General features: G+C 63.8%; 15 protein-coding genes. 6 read left to right on the top strand and 9 right to left on the bottom strand.

Features of this window, described 5'->3' with window-relative positions:
- Positions 1-6: 6 nt before the first annotated feature.
- Positions 7-333 (bottom strand): type II toxin-antitoxin system HicB family antitoxin, encoded by a 327-nt coding sequence (locus ACODSP_RS22545; protein WP_488967786.1) that lies wholly within the window; start codon positions 331-333, stop codon positions 7-9.
- On the bottom strand, positions 330-593 hold the full coding sequence (locus ACODSP_RS22550; RefSeq protein ID WP_488967787.1) for a type II toxin-antitoxin system HicA family toxin: 264 nt from the start codon (positions 591-593) through the stop codon (positions 330-332). The genes ACODSP_RS22545 and ACODSP_RS22550 overlap by 4 nt, the downstream gene beginning before the upstream one ends.
- Positions 594-766: 173 nt before the next feature.
- On the opposite strand from ACODSP_RS22550, the gene ACODSP_RS22555 reads away from it, so the two are divergent.
- The 3 genes from ACODSP_RS22555 to ACODSP_RS22565 all read left to right on the top strand — a co-directional run bounded on the left by ACODSP_RS22555 (position 767) and on the right by ACODSP_RS22565 (position 4,753).
- A complete protein-coding gene (locus ACODSP_RS22555) occupies positions 767-2,017 on the top strand; it encodes a murein hydrolase activator EnvC family protein (protein WP_488967788.1) in 1,251 nt (416 codons plus the stop codon).
- Positions 2,018-2,019: 2 nt separating this feature from the next.
- On the top strand, positions 2,020-3,408 hold the full coding sequence (locus tag ACODSP_RS22560) for a S41 family peptidase (protein ID WP_488967789.1): 1,389 nt from the start codon (positions 2,020-2,022) through the stop codon (positions 3,406-3,408).
- An 88-nt stretch (positions 3,409-3,496) separates the two neighbouring features.
- Positions 3,497-4,753, top strand: a complete 1,257-nt coding sequence (locus ACODSP_RS22565) for a divergent polysaccharide deacetylase family protein (RefSeq protein WP_488967790.1) — start codon at positions 3,497-3,499, stop codon at positions 4,751-4,753.
- 4 nt (positions 4,754-4,757) lie between these two features.
- On the opposite strand, the gene ACODSP_RS22570 is transcribed toward ACODSP_RS22565, so the two are convergent.
- The gene (locus ACODSP_RS22570) at positions 4,758-5,108 is read right to left on the bottom strand and encodes a hypothetical protein (RefSeq protein WP_488967791.1); all 351 of its coding nucleotides are present in this window, start codon (positions 5,106-5,108) and stop codon (positions 4,758-4,760) included.
- A gap of 216 nt (positions 5,109-5,324) precedes the next feature.
- Between ACODSP_RS22570 and ACODSP_RS22575 the strand changes: the two genes are divergently transcribed.
- Entirely contained in the window at positions 5,325-7,223 is a 1,899-nt protein-coding gene (locus ACODSP_RS22575; protein WP_488967792.1) for a propionyl-CoA synthetase, read from the top strand.
- Between the two features lie 219 nt (positions 7,224-7,442).
- Here ACODSP_RS22575 and ACODSP_RS22580 read toward each other — a convergent pair whose 3' ends face one another.
- Positions 7,443-7,910 carry an Hsp20 family protein gene (locus tag ACODSP_RS22580; protein ID WP_054169497.1) on the bottom strand — a complete coding sequence of 156 codons (468 nt, stop codon included), beginning with the start codon at positions 7,908-7,910 and terminating at the stop codon, positions 7,443-7,445.
- 298 nt (positions 7,911-8,208) lie between these two features.
- On the opposite strand from ACODSP_RS22580, the gene ACODSP_RS22585 reads away from it, so the two are divergent.
- Positions 8,209-8,610 carry a DUF1465 family protein gene (locus tag ACODSP_RS22585; protein ID WP_082372545.1) on the top strand — a complete coding sequence of 134 codons (402 nt, stop codon included), beginning with the start codon at positions 8,209-8,211 and terminating at the stop codon, positions 8,608-8,610.
- A gap of 201 nt (positions 8,611-8,811) precedes the next feature.
- On the opposite strand, the gene ACODSP_RS22590 is transcribed toward ACODSP_RS22585, so the two are convergent.
- From ACODSP_RS22590 to ACODSP_RS22605, 4 genes are all read right to left on the bottom strand, one after another.
- Complete coding sequence (locus ACODSP_RS22590) at positions 8,812-9,543, bottom strand: protein phosphatase CheZ (protein ID WP_488967793.1); 732 nt, start codon at positions 9,541-9,543, stop codon at positions 8,812-8,814.
- A gap of 157 nt (positions 9,544-9,700) precedes the next feature.
- On the bottom strand, positions 9,701-10,564 hold the full coding sequence (locus ACODSP_RS22595) for a 23S rRNA (adenine(2030)-N(6))-methyltransferase RlmJ (RefSeq protein ID WP_488967794.1): 864 nt from the start codon (positions 10,562-10,564) through the stop codon (positions 9,701-9,703).
- 1 nt (position 10,565) lies between these two features.
- Positions 10,566-11,507 (bottom strand): DMT family transporter, encoded by a 942-nt coding sequence (locus tag ACODSP_RS22600; RefSeq protein WP_488967795.1) that lies wholly within the window; start codon positions 11,505-11,507, stop codon positions 10,566-10,568.
- A gap of 153 nt (positions 11,508-11,660) precedes the next feature.
- Positions 11,661-12,329, bottom strand: coding sequence for a transglycosylase SLT domain-containing protein (locus ACODSP_RS22605; protein WP_488967796.1), 669 nt, complete (start codon positions 12,327-12,329; stop codon positions 11,661-11,663).
- A gap of 327 nt (positions 12,330-12,656) precedes the next feature.
- On the opposite strand from ACODSP_RS22605, the gene ACODSP_RS22610 reads away from it, so the two are divergent.
- Positions 12,657-13,934 carry a tetratricopeptide repeat protein gene (locus ACODSP_RS22610; protein WP_488967797.1) on the top strand — a complete coding sequence of 426 codons (1,278 nt, stop codon included), beginning with the start codon at positions 12,657-12,659 and terminating at the stop codon, positions 13,932-13,934.
- Here the strand turns inward: ACODSP_RS22610 and ACODSP_RS22615 are convergent, their stop codons facing one another.
- A complete protein-coding gene (locus ACODSP_RS22615) occupies positions 13,935-15,461 on the bottom strand; it encodes an alkaline phosphatase D family protein (RefSeq protein WP_488967798.1) in 1,527 nt (508 codons plus the stop codon). It lies immediately after the preceding gene.
- Between the last annotated feature and the right edge of the window lie 126 nt (positions 15,462-15,587).

Genomic DNA, 15,587 nt, shown 5'->3' on the forward strand with positions numbered 1-15,587 from the left:
GCCAGTTTATCGAGCCGATGCAATCTGGCGCGAAATCCATTCGCTGATGCTGACCCCCTCGGCGCGTGCGCGGAGGTCTGCCTTGCGGTGCAGGTCGGCGGTCGCGCGCACCAGCATCTTGCCACTATAGGCCTTGTCGGGGGCTTGTCCCCGCTCTGTGCAGAGGGCCAGATAATCATCGATTCCGGCCTGGAAGCTTCCCAGCAGTTCCTGTGCGTTTGTGCCCTCGAAATGGATGATGTCCTTCAAGCCCTGCACCGTACCGGAGAAAACCCCGTCTTCCGCGTCAAAGGCGATGGGGCCAGCGACATAGCCCCTATATTCCATGCTCATGATACCACTCCCGCATTCTCCAAGAACTGCCGTACCGCATCAACAGCCCCCTTCCGGGTGGTGGGCTGCGGGTGAGGGCGGTGAAAGACGGCGCGCACACCCATCAGGATAAAGGCGACGCGACTACCCTCCCGTTCCACGACCTCTCCGCCCAGCGCCCTGACCAATGCTTCGATATCGCTCCACCGGATGTCAGCCCGTGTTGGCCGGTCCAGGATCGCCGTCAGGGTTCTGCGATGTGCATTGTTCATGGGTGACATGATAGCGGGTTGCGCTATCAGTTCAAGATCACCTTACTGTGTCATCGACGCCGCCGCCACTTACCCTTAAACTGCTTGCCTGATGGGTTTGAGACCTCGCTGTTCAAGTCAGATCAATGGTTTGAGCGTCAAATTTCATCTCAAATCTCACAACGATTCGGGAATCACCTTTCTTGTCCCTGCGTTCTGCCCCTGTCCCCCTGCTTTTGCTGCTGCCGGCCTTGCTGGCGGCACCTGTTCTGGCGCAGGAGAAGAAGCCTGATCCGGCCAAGCAGTTGCAGCAGGTTGAACGCGATCTGAAGGAAGCGGACAAGGCCAAGGCGCAACTGGATGCCAAGGCGGAACAGCTGGAAAAGGACCTGGCCGACCTGCGCGCCCGCGCCATTGATGCGGCGGATCAGCAGCGGACCCAGGCCGACGAACTGGCCCGGCTGGAAGGTGCGTTGGGTGAGTTGGGGACGGAAGAAAAGGCCCGGTTGGAGAAGATTGAGGCTGACCGTGCCGCCCTGGCCGATCTGTTGGGCGCGTTGCAGCGCCTGTCGCGCCTGCCGCCTGATACCATGATCGCCGCCCCGCAATCGCCCAGCGATACCGTGAAAAGTGCCCTGCTGCTGCGCTCCGCCGTGCCGGAGCTGAAGACCCGCGCCGATGCGCTGGCCAAGGAACTGCAGGGGCTGGTCGATCTGCGCCGGCAACTGGCCGAACAGAAGGACAAGGCCGCCCGCGCCGCCGAAAGCCTGACCCTGCGTCAGAAGGATCTGGCCACGCTGGTGGCCAAGCGTGAGGAACTGTCGAAGACGACGGACAGCGAGCGGGCGCGGCTGGCGACCGAAGTGTCGTCCCTGGCCGATAAGGCCGGCGATCTGAAGGAACTGATCGAGAAGATTGAGGCGGAGCGCAAGGTTGCCGCCGCCCGCAAGGCGGAGGCCGAGCGTCAGCGTCAGGCCAAGCTGGAGGCCGACCGGGAGCAGCGGGCCCGCGACAAGGTGGCCGGCCTGAAACGCGCCCCGCAGGAGCCACAATCGGCGGGCATCCTGGGTGGGATGGTGGCACCCGTCAGCGGCAAGGTGGTCCGGCGATATGGACAGACCGACGATGTAGGCGCCACCAGCCGGGGCCTGACCTACAGCGGCCGCGCCGGGGGGCCTGTGGTGGCGCCGGCTGATGGGGCCGTGATGTTCGCGGGACCGTTCAAGGGCTACGGGCTTCTCTTGATCCTTGAACATTCCAACGGATATCATTCGCTTCTGTCCGGCCTGGGCCGTATTGATGCTCAGGTTGGACAACGCGTGCTGGGCGGGGAGCCGGTGGGACTTCTGTCGGGGGATGGGGACCCGACATTGTATTATGAGCTGCGGCGCGGTGGTCAGCCGGTCAACCCCGCGCGCGGCCTTGCAGCCTCCGACGGCAAAGGACAAGGTTGAACATGAGCAAGCTCTTCTCCACTGCCGCCATCGCGGCCCTGCTGGCCTTCACTCTTCCCCTTGGTGTGACGGCGGATGCCCTGGCGCGTGAGCCGCTGAAGTCGGAAACCTATAAGCAACTGGACCTTTTCGCTGATGTGTTCGAGCGGGTGCGGTCCGAGTATGTGGAAGAGGTGACGGACGAGCAGCTGATCGAGGCGGCCATCGACGGCATGCTGACCTCGCTCGATCCGCACTCCTCCTACCTGAACAAGAAGAATTTCGCCGATATGCGGGTGCAGACCCGGGGCGAGTTCGGGGGCCTGGGCATTGAGGTGACGACGGAGAATGGCTTCGTCAAGGTCATCTCCCCCATGGATGACACGCCCGCCGCCCGCGCCGGCGTGCAGCCCGGTGATTTCATCACCCATCTGAATGATGAGCAGATTGTCGGCCTGTCCCTGAATGAGGCGGTGGAGAAGATGCGCGGCCCCGTGGGCAGCGACATCAAGGTGACCATCCGCCGCGCCAGCGTGGCCGAACCAATCCAGTTGAGCCTGACCCGCGCCAGCATCAAGGTGCAGTCCGTGCGGTTCCGGGCCGAGGATAATGTCGGCTATATCCGCATCTCCAGCTTCAACGAGCAGACGCAGCCCGGCCTCGACAAGGCCATGGCCAAGCTGAAGGAACAGCTGGGGCCGAAGCTGATCGGCTATGTGCTGGACCTGCGCAACAATCCGGGTGGTCTGCTGGATCAGGCTGTTTCGGTGTCCGACACATTCCTGGACAAGGGGCGAGAGATCGTCTCCACCCGTGGGCGCGGCGGCAAGGAAGGCGATCGGTATACGGCCAAGCCCGGTGACGCGGCGGATGGCCTGCCGGTCGTGGTGCTGATCAATGGCGGGTCGGCCTCTGCCTCCGAAATCGTGGCCGGTGCGCTGCAAGACCATAAGCGCGCCATCGTGATGGGCACGCAGAGCTTCGGCAAGGGATCGGTTCAGACCATCATCCCGTTGCAGGGGCAGCAGAGCGCCATGCGCCTGACCACCTCGCGCTATTACACCCCGTCGGGTAAATCGATCCAGCAGCTGGGCATCACCCCGGATATTGAGGTGCAGCCGGCCAAGATCGAGGAACTGGCCGCCGCCGGTCAGCGCCGGCGGGAGGCCGACCTGCCCAACGCCCTGCGCAACACCGATCAGGGGGCTGCGGCAAAGCCGGCACCGGCGCCGGCCCCCGGTGCAGCGGCACAGCCGCCTGCCGCTCCGTCCGCGGCCACGCCAAATCCTGCCGCCACGCCCGTTGCGGCCAATAACAATGCCGACGCGCCGCCCGTGGACTATCAGTTGGCGCGTGCCGTCGATCTGCTGCGGGGGGTGTCGATGTTCAACCAGCCCAAGCACACCAATTAACCCGCAAAGCATCTGAACCGTGGCCTTGTTCCCGCTCGCCAGGAAGAAAAAGAAGGAAGCCGACCCGGCGGATGGCGGAAGCGCCGCCGTGTTGGCGTCCCGTCTGGGTGCCAAGCGGGAAAAGCCGGCCAAAACGCATGACCGCGCGGCCAAGAAGGATCGCAAACGCTGGTCCTTTGGTCGCAAGAGCAAGAAGGCCAAGGGCGGTGACGACCTTGATCTGTCCTTCATGGCGGATGATGGCGGGGCGGCGGACAATGACGGCGGTGACGCGCCGGTAAAGGCGGCGCGCAATTTGCCAAAACCGACGCCGCCAGCTGTTGCCGCGATGGTCCTGGTTCTGGCCCTGGCCGGCACCGCCGGCTGGCTGGCGATTGAGGCCCCGCATACGATGGAGCGGCTGGAGGCGGCGCGCGGCATGGGACGGTCGGTTCCCGTTGTGCTGCCGGATGGCAGCCCGCGTTTTGCCGATGCGGCAGAGGCTTCACCGGCAGAAGATGTGCCGCTGGACCCGGTTGACATGCCGGTCACCCTGCAACCGTCGCGTAATGATCAGTTGCTGGAACGGCTGCGCGTGGGCCGGGTGCCGCGTGTGGCCCCGGATGGCACCACCGCCTGGCAATATTACGCGCGTCCTTTCCCCCAGGATGACAAGCGCCCGCGCATTGCCATCGTCGTGACGGGCCTGGGACAGGCGGCGGCGGCCACGCATGAGGCCATCGACCGGTTGCCGGGCGCTGTCACCTTCGCCTTCACCCCGTCGGGTGAGAATTTGCAGGTGCAGGTGGATGAGGCGCGGGGCAAGGGGCATGAGGTGCTGTTGTCGGTGCCGATGCAGCCGCTGGGCTATCCCGCCAATGACCCTGGTCCCAACACGCTTCTGTCCAACCTGTCGGACGAGGAGAATGCGCGGCGTCTGGAGGCCAGTCTGGCGGCCTTTACCGGCTATGTCGGGGTGACCTCGAAGACCGATAGCGGTACCGATTTCCTGACCCAACGGGAGAGCCTGCGCGGTGTGCTGTTGCAGGTGCAGCGCCGGGGGCTGGTCTATCTTGACCTGTGGCAGGTATCGGGCAGCAAGGCGGCCTCGGTCGCCAAGGAACTGTCGCTGCCCCGCGCCATCAGTGATTTGCAGATCGACCGCATCCCGTCCGGCATCGGCATCGACGCGCAACTGGCGCAGTTGGAACGGTTGGCGCAGGCCAATGGCGTCGCCGTGGGGTTTGTGGAAGTGACAAACCCCGTCAGCCTGGAACGTCTGTCGGTATGGTCCGCCAGCCTGCGCGACCGTGGGATTGTTCTGGCCCCGGTCACAGCCGTTGTGAACCGGCAGGCGGATCGCTAAAGCATCAGGCGCCCGTGGGCCGCTGCATCATCATGGCCTTGGAGACGACCAGGGCGATGTTCTCCCCCTCTACCTCAAATGATTTGTTCGCTGTACGGGGCAGGGGGATTTTGATCTTGCGGCAGAACACGATCAGCATGGCCGCGATCTCATTCTCATCCATTTCCACTTCGCGATAGGTGCTGGACCCCATAGCCTGCACCTTGACGCCTAGTATCAGCGGATCAGCGCCCCGGATGACGATAGGACCCAGCAGACCCGGCGGCTGCTTGGCTGGAAACAGTTCGCGATAGGTTTTCACGGCTTCCCGGATGGCTTCCGGGGAAAACATGATGTGGCGGCTGTCGACGATCATTGGGGGCAGTATTTCCGGTCAGGCAATGAATGGAACGAATGTCGCAGACCAAGGTCGGGGATGAATCCACGCATACGTTCCGGTGATTCTGGGCACAGAATGCGGCGTCGTGATATCCGGCTTTCTATCCCAATCGTATAGGGCGATCCATAAGCGGATGGGAATAGACTACCAGGGATCACTACCCCAAGCGGAAAAATATGGGGAGGCTACAAAATGTCCGGTCGATATCAGGTCCTGCATGAACGGTCCCTGTCGGACCCGACGGGTTTCTGGGCGGATGCTGCGCGGGCCATCGATTGGGATGTCTTCCCAACCACCATCCTGGATGACAGTGACAAGCCCTTCTACCGCTGGTATCGCGGCGGTCGGCTGAATATCTGCCATAATGCCCTGGACCGGCAGGTGGCGGGCGGGCGGGCGGAACAGGCCGCCCTGATCTATGACAGCCCCGTGACGGGTGTGAAGCAGACCCTGACCTATGCCCAACTGCTGGACAAGGTGGCGCGCTTTGCCGGCGTGCTGCGTGATCTAGGCGTGGGCAAGGGTGACCGCGTCATCATCTATATGCCCATGATCCCGGAGGCGGTGGTGGGCATGCTGGCCTGCGCCCGCATCGGGGCGGTGCATTCGGTGGTGTTCGGCGGCTTTGCCCCGCACGAACTGGCGACGCGTATCAATGATGCCACGCCCAAGGCCATCCTGTCCGCCTCCTGCGGGATCGAGGGGACGAAGGTCCTGGCCTATAAGCCCATGCTGGACGCCGCCATCGACCAGGCCAGCCACAAGCCCGACCATTGCGTGATCTTCCAGCGTCCGCAGGCACTGGCCAGCCTGATCCCAGGGCGTGACATCAATTGGGGTAAGGCTGCCGCCACTGCCGAGCCGGCGGCCTGTGTGGCGGTGGCGGCGACGGACCCGCTCTATGTGCTCTACACCTCTGGCACGACGGGGCAGCCCAAGGGGGTGGTGCGGGATACCGGTGGTTATGCCGTCGCCCTGAAATGGACCATGGAGCATTTCTATGGCGTGAAGCCGGGGGAGGTGTTCTGGGCCGCCAGTGATGTGGGCTGGGTCGTCGGGCACAGCTATATCGTCTATGGCCCGCTGCTGCATGGCTGCACCACCCTGGTTTACGAGGGAAAGCCCGTCGGCACGCCCGATGCCGGCGCTTTCTGGCGGGTGATATCAGAGCATAAGGTGGCGGTGCAATTCACGGCCCCCACCGCCTTCCGTGCCATCAAGCGGGAGGACCCGAACGGCGAGTTGCTGGGCCAGTATGACATGTCCTGCCTGCGCGCCTTGTTCCTGGCAGGTGAGCGTTCTGATCCCGATACGCTGAACTGGGCCGAAACCCACCTGAAGGTGCCGGTCATCGATCATTGGTGGCAGACGGAAACTGGCTGGCCCGTGGCGGGCAATCCGCTGGGTATCGACCTGATGAAGGTGAAATATGGCAGCACCGCTGTCCCGCTGCCCGGCTGGGACATCCGTGTGCTGGCACCGGACGGGACGGAGATGAAGCGGGGCGATATCGGCGCCATCGTGGCCAAATTGCCCCTGCCGCCGGGCACGCTGCCTACCCTGTGGAATGCGCGTGACCGCTTCTTCAAAAGCTATCTGGCTGACTTCCCCGGCTATTACCAGACGTCGGATGCCGGCTTCATCGATGAGGATGGGTATATCTATGTCATGGCCCGCACCGATGACATCATCAATGTCGCGGGCCATCGCCTATCGACCGGTGCGATGGAGGAGGTGCTGTCCGGCCATCCGGATGTGGCGGAATGCGCGGTGATCGGCGTGGCCGATGACCTGAAGGGCCAGTTGCCGCTGGGCTTTGTCGTGTTGAAGCGTGGTGTGGACCGGCCCCATGCCGACATCATCAAGGAAGTGGTGAAGAAGGTCCGCGACGAAATCGGCCCCGTCGCCGCCTTTAAACAGGCCCTGGTGGTGGAGCGGTTGCCCAAGACACGGTCGGGCAAGATCTTGCGCGGCACCATGCAGAAGATCGCCGACAGCGAGACCTGGAAGATGCCAGCCACTATCGATGATCCCGCCATTCTGGGGGAGATCGGTGACGCGCTGAAATCCGCTGGCTATGCGAAAGGATAGGACAAGGGGTGCGTTAATTCGGCAACAATGATGACGATTTCTTTACGGTTATCGTTGTCATACCGACAAGCCCGGTTGACCGGGCCGCCCCACGCACATAGGGTCGCCTTGCTCGTTCGGCAGAGTTGAACGGGTGGGGCTTCAGGGAAACGGGTAAAAAATAGAGGGCCGCCAACGTAGCGGCCCTCTTTTCATTTGGTACTGCTTTCTGTCCTGAAATCAGGCCGCAACCGCCGTCGTGGTCGCCGGCAGGGCGGCGGGCGTCAGATTGCTGATCTGAATGGTACGGGGCTTCATGGCTTCCGGCACCTCACGCACCAGCTCGATATGCAGCAGGCCGTTTTCCAGCGCGGCATTGTTCACGCGGATATGGTCGGCAAGCTGGAAGCGGCGTTCGAAGGCGCGCCCGGCGATGCCACGATGCAGGAAGGTGCCGGCCTGCTGTTCCTTGGCCTTGCCCTGCACGATCAGCAGATTGGGGTGGGCGGTGATCTCCAGATCGCCCAGGCCGAAACCGGCAACCGCCATCGTGATGCGGTAATTATCGTCGCCCAGCTTTTCGATATTGTACGGGGGGTAGGCATTCTGGCTGTTATCCTCGCCGTTCAGCGCGCTTTCCAGCAGGCGCGTCACACGGTCGAAACCGACGGTGGAACGGAACAGCGGCGACAGATCATAGCTACGCATAGGTATCCTCCAAGAGCGATACGTTTAAGGTGCGGGGTTCCCGACATCGGCCAACCCCTTGGTTCAGTGAGGATTTTCGACCCCGTTCACGGGCGCCGTCCTCACACTGCAAGACTTAAGAAACGTCCCGCCCCCCTTCAAGGGGCCATATCCAAAAAAAATTGGTCACATGCCGGAAAGGCGCGAACAAGGCCCCGGCACCTACTTTCGCCGCAATTGTCAGCCGGGATGGATGGCCCCACACTGAAGCAACGACAAAGGCCGGTCCCGTGAGCGGATGGCCTGGAAGGAGCCGCGGGTGAACGGACCGACAGCCTTCTTTAACCGCGCTTACGACGAGACCATGTCTCTTCTGGTCGAGGCGCGGAACTATGTCGCCTATCAGGAGGCAGCAGACCAGCGCGGCCTGCCGCCAACCGTCCGCCTTCAGGTATCCTATGAAAGCATGCGGGTGACCAGCCGCCTGACCCAGGTCATGGCCTGGATGCTGGCGCAAAAGGCGGTGCATGCGGGCGAAATAACCCCGGCACAGGCGGTCGGGGATGACTACGCCCTGTCAGGCGGGGCCGTTTGTGCCGACCCGTCGGGGCCGGACAATCTGTTGCTGCCATCGGCCCTGCGCTCCCTGCTGGAACGCAGCCATAGTCTTTACATGCGCACAACGCGCCTGGAGGAAATGGTCCGGCGCGCCGTGGCGTGAAGAGGCGGCGAAGTGCTGCTGCCTTGTGACCTGCCATAGAGTTTGTCAGGTCTTGATGGAGTCCGTGTTGACCTTGCCTCAACAGTCATCCCCGCGAAAGCGGCGATAGCTGCGATATGACTCATATCGGCGCTGACCGCGCCTCGCGCTGGGTCCCCGCTTATCAAGGGGATGACACTGGGGGGATGCATCTGACAAACCCTAATCGAACAGCGCGTCGATATCGGCCTGCGAGATGCTGGCCTTCGCATTTTCCTGCGGACCATGCAGGGCCAGACCGTCATCATGCTTGGAAATGTCCGGCGGCAGGGGCATGGCCTCGAACTCCTTGGTGTTCCAGACCGACATCATGCCATCGATACGTTCTTCGATGAAGGCCAGGGCCTGCACCACCTTGGTGATGCGCTGGCCGGTCAGATCCTGGAAGTTACAGGCTTCGAAGATGCGCAGGGTGACGTCGTTTAGATCCTTCAGGCGGCTGTTCTGATAGCCCTCGGGCAACTGCGACCGCACCTCGTTGACGATATCCTCGATCTCCTCGGCGGCGGAGATGATGCTGTTCGTTGCGGTTTCCGTGGAGCGCACCACGGCGGACAGCTGCTCGCTGGCCTCCATGAACGTGTCCTGATTGGACAGCGGGTGACGCAGCGCCGCCATCTCCACCTTCGTGGCCTTGATGCGGCCTGCGATATCGGAGATTTCGATCTGGATTTTTTCGATCTGGGTATGATCGACAGTCAGAAACCGGTCCAGCTTGGTGCCCAGGGCACCGATGGCCGCCATCACCTCGCTATTGTCCATTTCGACATGGACGGGTGCCGGCGGGGGCGGGGGAAGGGCGGGGCCAGCGGCTGCCACCTCACCGCCACGGTTTGGCGCCCTCTTGGCCATCTGGATTTCCGCCATGAAGGGCCGCCGCGGCGTCTGAACCATTCCCATCTCTCCCCCGTCACACAAGAATGCTAACACCCGACCTGTCCAAAAGGCTTCATACCATCGGGTGCGGTCAACGCTTCCGCACTGTGACCGATGCGGCGGGCGCCTGCAAGACGCGATCAATGACCAAAAGATGAAGAGAGTGAACCGGCACTCACGCCGTTTTTCCGCTCTCGTCCCGGATCCAATGGCAACCGGTAGGACCGGTGCCCGCCGCCAGCGCCGCGCCAAGTGCGGGCAGCAATTCGGACAGGGCTTCTTGCGTCTTCCAGGGCGGGTTCACCAGGATCAGGCCAGAGCCGTTCAGGCGGCCGGACCGGTCATCGTCAGACCAGCAAAGCTCAGCCGCCAGCATCTTGGGGATGCCGGTATCTTCCAGCATCTGATGCAACTTCCAGACGGCGGCCCGGTCCTTCACCGGGTACCAGAGCAGATATTGCCCCGTGGCCCAGCGGCGATGTGCCAGGGCCAGGGCCGCAACCATGCGCTCATACTCGTCCGGTGCCTCGAATGGCGGGTCGATGACGACAAGACCGCGCCGTTCCTTGGGCGGCAGATGCGCCTTCAGCGACAGCCATCCATCCATGTGATGCACCGCCACCTGCGCATCACCCCGGAACAGGTTTCGCAGCGTCTGCACATCCTCGGCATGCAGTTCGGCCAGCAGCAGCCGGTCCTGCTCGCGCATCATCATGCGGGTGATCAGGGGGGAGCCGGGATAGGTGCGGATCGGCGACACGCCGTCATTCAGCCGGTTCAGCAGATCGAGATAGGGCTTCGCCGCTTCCGGCAACCGATCGGCGCTGCCATCGGCCAAAACACGGCGGATGCCGCGCAGCGCCTCACCGGTGCGGGTCGCGGCCTGGTCATTCAGATCGTAGCGGCCAATCCCGGCATGGGTATCCAGTACGAAGAAGGGCGCATCCTTGGTCCGCAGCCGGTCCAGCAGCCAGGCCAGGACGGCATGCTTCATGACATCGGCGGCGTTGCCGGCATGGAAGGCGTGGCGGTAATTCATCTCAGGCGTTCTTCGTGATCGTCTGTGCCTTGACGGGATTGGTCACGCCCAGGCGGGTTTCGCGAACCGTGATGTAGACGCCGCTGGCGATCACAATCAAGGCCCCAACCGCCACTGCCGGATGCGGAACCTCACCCCAGATCAGGAAGCCATAGCCGGTTGCCCACAGCATGGCAGTGTAATCGAACGGCGCGATCACCGCCACGGGCGCCCCGCGATAGGCAGTGGTCAGCAACACCTGGGCCAGCCCGCCGATAATACCCAGCAGCGCCAGCATGGCGGCATCATGCGGTGTCGGCATCACGAATTCCCGCGACATGGCGATGCCGGCCACAATGATACCGGTGGCCATGAAATAGAACACGATGCTGGTGCTGGGCTCCGTCGCCGACAGCCGCCGCACCGAAATCATGGCGCAGGCCGCCAGGAAGGAGGAGGTGAGGCCGAACAGGCTGCCGACCGCCTGCGTGCCGCCGGTCATGATGCCCTGGATCAGGGCGGCATCGGGCCGGATCATGATCAGCACGCCGGAAAAACCGACGATCAGCGCCAGTGTCCGCCGCCACCGCACCTTCTCCCCCAACACCAGAACACCCAATGTCGTGGTCCAGAGAGGGGCCGTGAAGGCCAGAGCCGAGGCATTGGCCAGCGGCAGATAAGTGATGGCGGTGAAGCCGCAGGTCATGGAAATGACGCCGATGACACTGCGCGCCAGATGGCCCAGCGGCCTTTTCGTCCGCAGCGACATCAGCCCGCCCGCGCGCCAGATCAGCGGCAGCAGAACCACCATGGCGAACAGCGCACGGAAGAAGATGATCTGGCTGACCGGATAGCGACCACCCAGCCATTTGATGCTGGCATTCATGGCGCTGAACAGGGTGACAGCGGCAATCATCGCCAGGATGGCGCGGGCGACGGGTGGCAATGTGGAAAGGCGCGGCATGGACAGGCGGTTTCAACGACCGTGATGGCAGAGCATCATGGGTGCGCCAAACCGGTGTCAGGGACCAGCCCATCGTTCACATGGCTGACATGGGCAGCCGTGTTGATTTTATTTTAAAGATTCAAAGGCGTGCCGACGCGCCGTTCCGGGGGATCAGCCGACGGGCGTATTCTCGTCGTGCCTTTCAAAGGCCTTGCGGGTGCGCGGACCCACCGCCGGCGGATCGCTGACGTCGCACTTGCCGGTGGTGCTGATCAGTTCAGCGCTGCCCTGGGCACCCAGGCTGACCAGCTGATTCTTGATCTTGCACTGGTAGGAGGCGGCCTTGACGCCCGACGACCCGTTATAGCGGGTGACGGCAGCGGCCCAGCTGCCGGTTTCGCGGCGCAGGCTGACCAGATACTTGGCGGCGTAGCGCACATTGGCTTCCGGGTTCACGATCTTTTCGACCGGGCGGAACGCCTGCTTGTGATGGGCCAGCGACAGCTGCATGCAGCCGGCATAGACATTGCCGCGCAGGTTGCCCTGATTGTCGCGCAGATAGGTGGCGGCCTCCGCCTCCGTCCGCGGGAACATCACGCGGCCACGCACATTCATGATGAACGGGCTGGGCGTGCCGCCGCCGCCGCTTTCAACCAGCGACACGGCCATCAGGATGCCCTTGGGGATGTTGAATTCCTTTTCCGCATCGACGATGTGGTCCAGGCAACCGGCGCGGGCCGGAATGGCCAGGATCATCAGAGCGATCAGGAAGGTAAAGGCGAGCAGCAGGCGGGAGTCCGGGCGGGAGCGGGTGGCAACGCGGGATTGGCGCATCGTCATCTCAATCGTCCCCTCTGGTTCCGGTCATCCGTGGCGGGTTGCCCCGCCGGTTAATCCCGCTTGCGTGCGGGCCCTGCAATCAGACCACCGTTACTCGAATGCGGTGGCCGCTCCCTTAAAGTCACCAGCTTCATGCGCCAGCCGCATACCAATCCCAGAATTGACGCATTGGGTCAACCAAGAATCGTCCTGATTGATGCGTCTTTGTCACAGATCAAAGAAAATTGGTTCCGAAACGGGCCTGGAAGCCGTCTGTCATGGCACGACACTCATGCTATAGGGCGGGTGAACAGGTTTCATCTCGCCTTGCCCGTCCCAGGATTCGCCATGTCGGATACCGTCGCCCGCGCCTATGAATTGCTGCATGCCCAGGACCGCGCAGGGGCCATTACCCTGCTGCGGCAGGATGATGGTCTTGAGGCGGTGGGCCTGCTGGGGGAGCTTTTGCTGGAGGACGGGCAGGCCGGCGAGGCGGCGGACGCCCTGTCACGTGCGGTGGCTGCCGATCCCGGTCACATTCCCTGGCGCCGCGCCCTGGTCACCGCCCTGATGATGGCGGGCCGGAGGGAAGAGGCGTTATCCCAATGCCGCGACCTGCTGACCCGCCGCCCCGACGATGCCGTGGGACAGGTGCGGATGGCCCGCCTGCTGCTGGATGGGGGTGACCGTGATGCCGCCCTTGACCATGCGCGCGAGGCGCGCTTCCTGGCCAAGGATGATCTGGACATCACGACCGCGACCGCCGCCATCCTGACCGATGCCGATGAGGCGTTGGCTGCCGTGGAGATGCTGGATGCCGCCCTGCGTCAGGCCCATCCCGCAGACCCGGCACAGCCGTTCGGCTGGGTGGCGCTGGGCAAAGCCTGGCTGCATCTGGGGGAGCCGGAAAAGGCGGCCAAGGCTTGGCAGGATGCATTGGACATGGATGAGGCTGACCCCGCCGGTGCCACCCCGCTGCTTGCCGGGCTGGCCGGGGCTGGGGCGCAGACCAGCCTGCCGCCGGCCTTCGTCCGCGCGCTGTTTGATACCTATGCCGACCGGTTCGACCGCGAGCTGGTGGGCAAGCTGCGGTACGATGCGCCGCAGGCCCTGCGGCAATTGCTGCTGGATCAGGGCGGGCTGACGGGCCTGCGCGTGCTGGATGCCGGCTGCGGCACCGGTCTGGCCGGCGTTGCGGTCCGGGACATGGCCTCGTATCTGGCCGGATTCGACCTGTCACCCCGCATGGTGGACAAGGCGCGCACGCGGGATGTCTATGACGCCCTGTGGGTGGGGGAACTGGTTGGGTCCATGGCAGAGCGGCCAGGGGCGTTCGATCTGGTCCTGGCGGCGGATGTGCTTGTCTATATCGGTGATCTGGCGCCGGTGATGGAAGCCGCTGCCACAACACTGGTTTCCGGTGGCCGCTTCGCCTTCACCTGCGAACGCAGCGGTGGGCCGGGGTTCCAGCTGCATGAAGGCCGGCGTTTTGCCCATGGAGAGGCACATATAAAGGATGCGGTGGCGGCGGCCAGCCTGACCCTGACGCATCTGGCCCATCACAGCACCCGTATCGACCGGGGACAGCCGGTTCCCGGCTGGATCGCGTTGGTCGTCAAGGCGTGATCATGCGACGGTGACGGTCCAGGGATCGTCACGGCCCTCGATATGCCATTCGGCCAGAAGGTCGCCATTGTCCTGGCCCGTCAGGGTCAGGTAATTGCGCTTGGCCAGCAGGCGGCTGCCATCCGCATCCATCGGCTCCATGGACAGGGTCAGCCGGTCGAACAGGCTTTCCCGCCGCCCGGCCAGCCTTTCCATGATACTGACGCCGAACCCGTCGGGCGGTGGATGCACGATACCGGAGCTGACAAGCTGCCGGATGCGCAGGCCGGGTGCAGACAGCATGCCATGGGCCGCCAGATGCACCTCCCCCGACAGGATGGTGACGCGTACACCGCTGCGCCGCGCGAAATCGGTTATCATGCGCAAAACCCGCAGCCATTCCTCGCGATGCGCGGGGCTGCGCCACTGATCGCGCAGATCATCCTCCATCGCCTGCCGCCCCGGCAGCAGGTTCAAGAACCGTTCGGCCAATCCGAAACCGGGGAAAATCAGCGGTACCGACGACATCAGCAGCAGGTGGCGGCAGGATGCGAACCGATCCAGCCATGCCGGCAGGGCGGCCAGCGTCTGCGGCGACATCACCCGGTCCTCCGTCCGCTCACTGCGCAGATCGGGAGCAAGCACGCCGACACCGTTCAGCATCAGGGCCTGGCTGAAGGAGGGCGGACCATCGGCCAGCAGTGTGTCTGCGGGATCATCATCGCCCATGCCGATCTGGAACAGGCGGAAGGCGCGGCGGGCCGCCTCGTAAATCGCCCGATAGGCCGGGCTGTCCAGCAGTTCCGGCGGGTGGGAGCCCCAGCCATCGATAATGTCATGGTCGTCCCACATGCACAGCGATGCGACGCCGCTTTGCAGGGCCGCCGGCTCGGCCTGGGTCCAGGCATGCAGGTAGGTGGCCAGATACCAGGCATCCAACTGTGCGGCCAGATCGGGGCCGGCGGACAGGCCCAGCCGCTTCATCAGCTTGGCTTCCGACAGGCTGCGCAGGGCCGGCACCCGTTCCCAAAGGCCGTCAGCATAGACCTGATCGCCGCCCATCAGCAAAAGATGCATGGGGCTGGACCGGTGGCGGCCCAGCAGGCGTGCCCATAGGGCGTTGCGCCGCAATCCGGCGGCCTCAATACTGTCCTCATCCTCACAGCCGCCGCAGCTGACAAAGCCGATGCGCGGCGCGATGGCGGTGCCGGGCACCGACAGCATCCACCGCCGCTCATCCTCTGCAAAGCCATAGGTGGCCCGGCCATCCTGCAACCCGCGTGGCACCGCAAAATCATACCGCCACAGGCGCAGCGTGCCGGGCGGGCAGGGCACACCCACCGGCCCCACGGGCGGCATATCCTTCCATTCATGCAGGAAACGCGGCGGCACCGCCAGACCGACACCCTCCACCCGCAGATCGGGTGGTTCGGCATCACCGGCCAGCAGGAAAACCGCGGACACGCGCCAGCGCTGCCCCGACCCCGTCGCCCCCTGGGCGCCACGGGCGCGCAGCAAGGGGCCCATCAGGATGACGGGCGGTTCCATCTTCTGTCGGGAACGCCGGGGTGAAGGAGGGGGCGGGGAACTCATCATCCTCGAAATGCGGTGGCGGGCGGGAAAGGTCAAGCCTGTAACAGTTTGACAAGGCTGATGGCACAAGAGTCGGTCACC

The organism is Niveispirillum sp. FG156 (assembly GCF_057809555.1).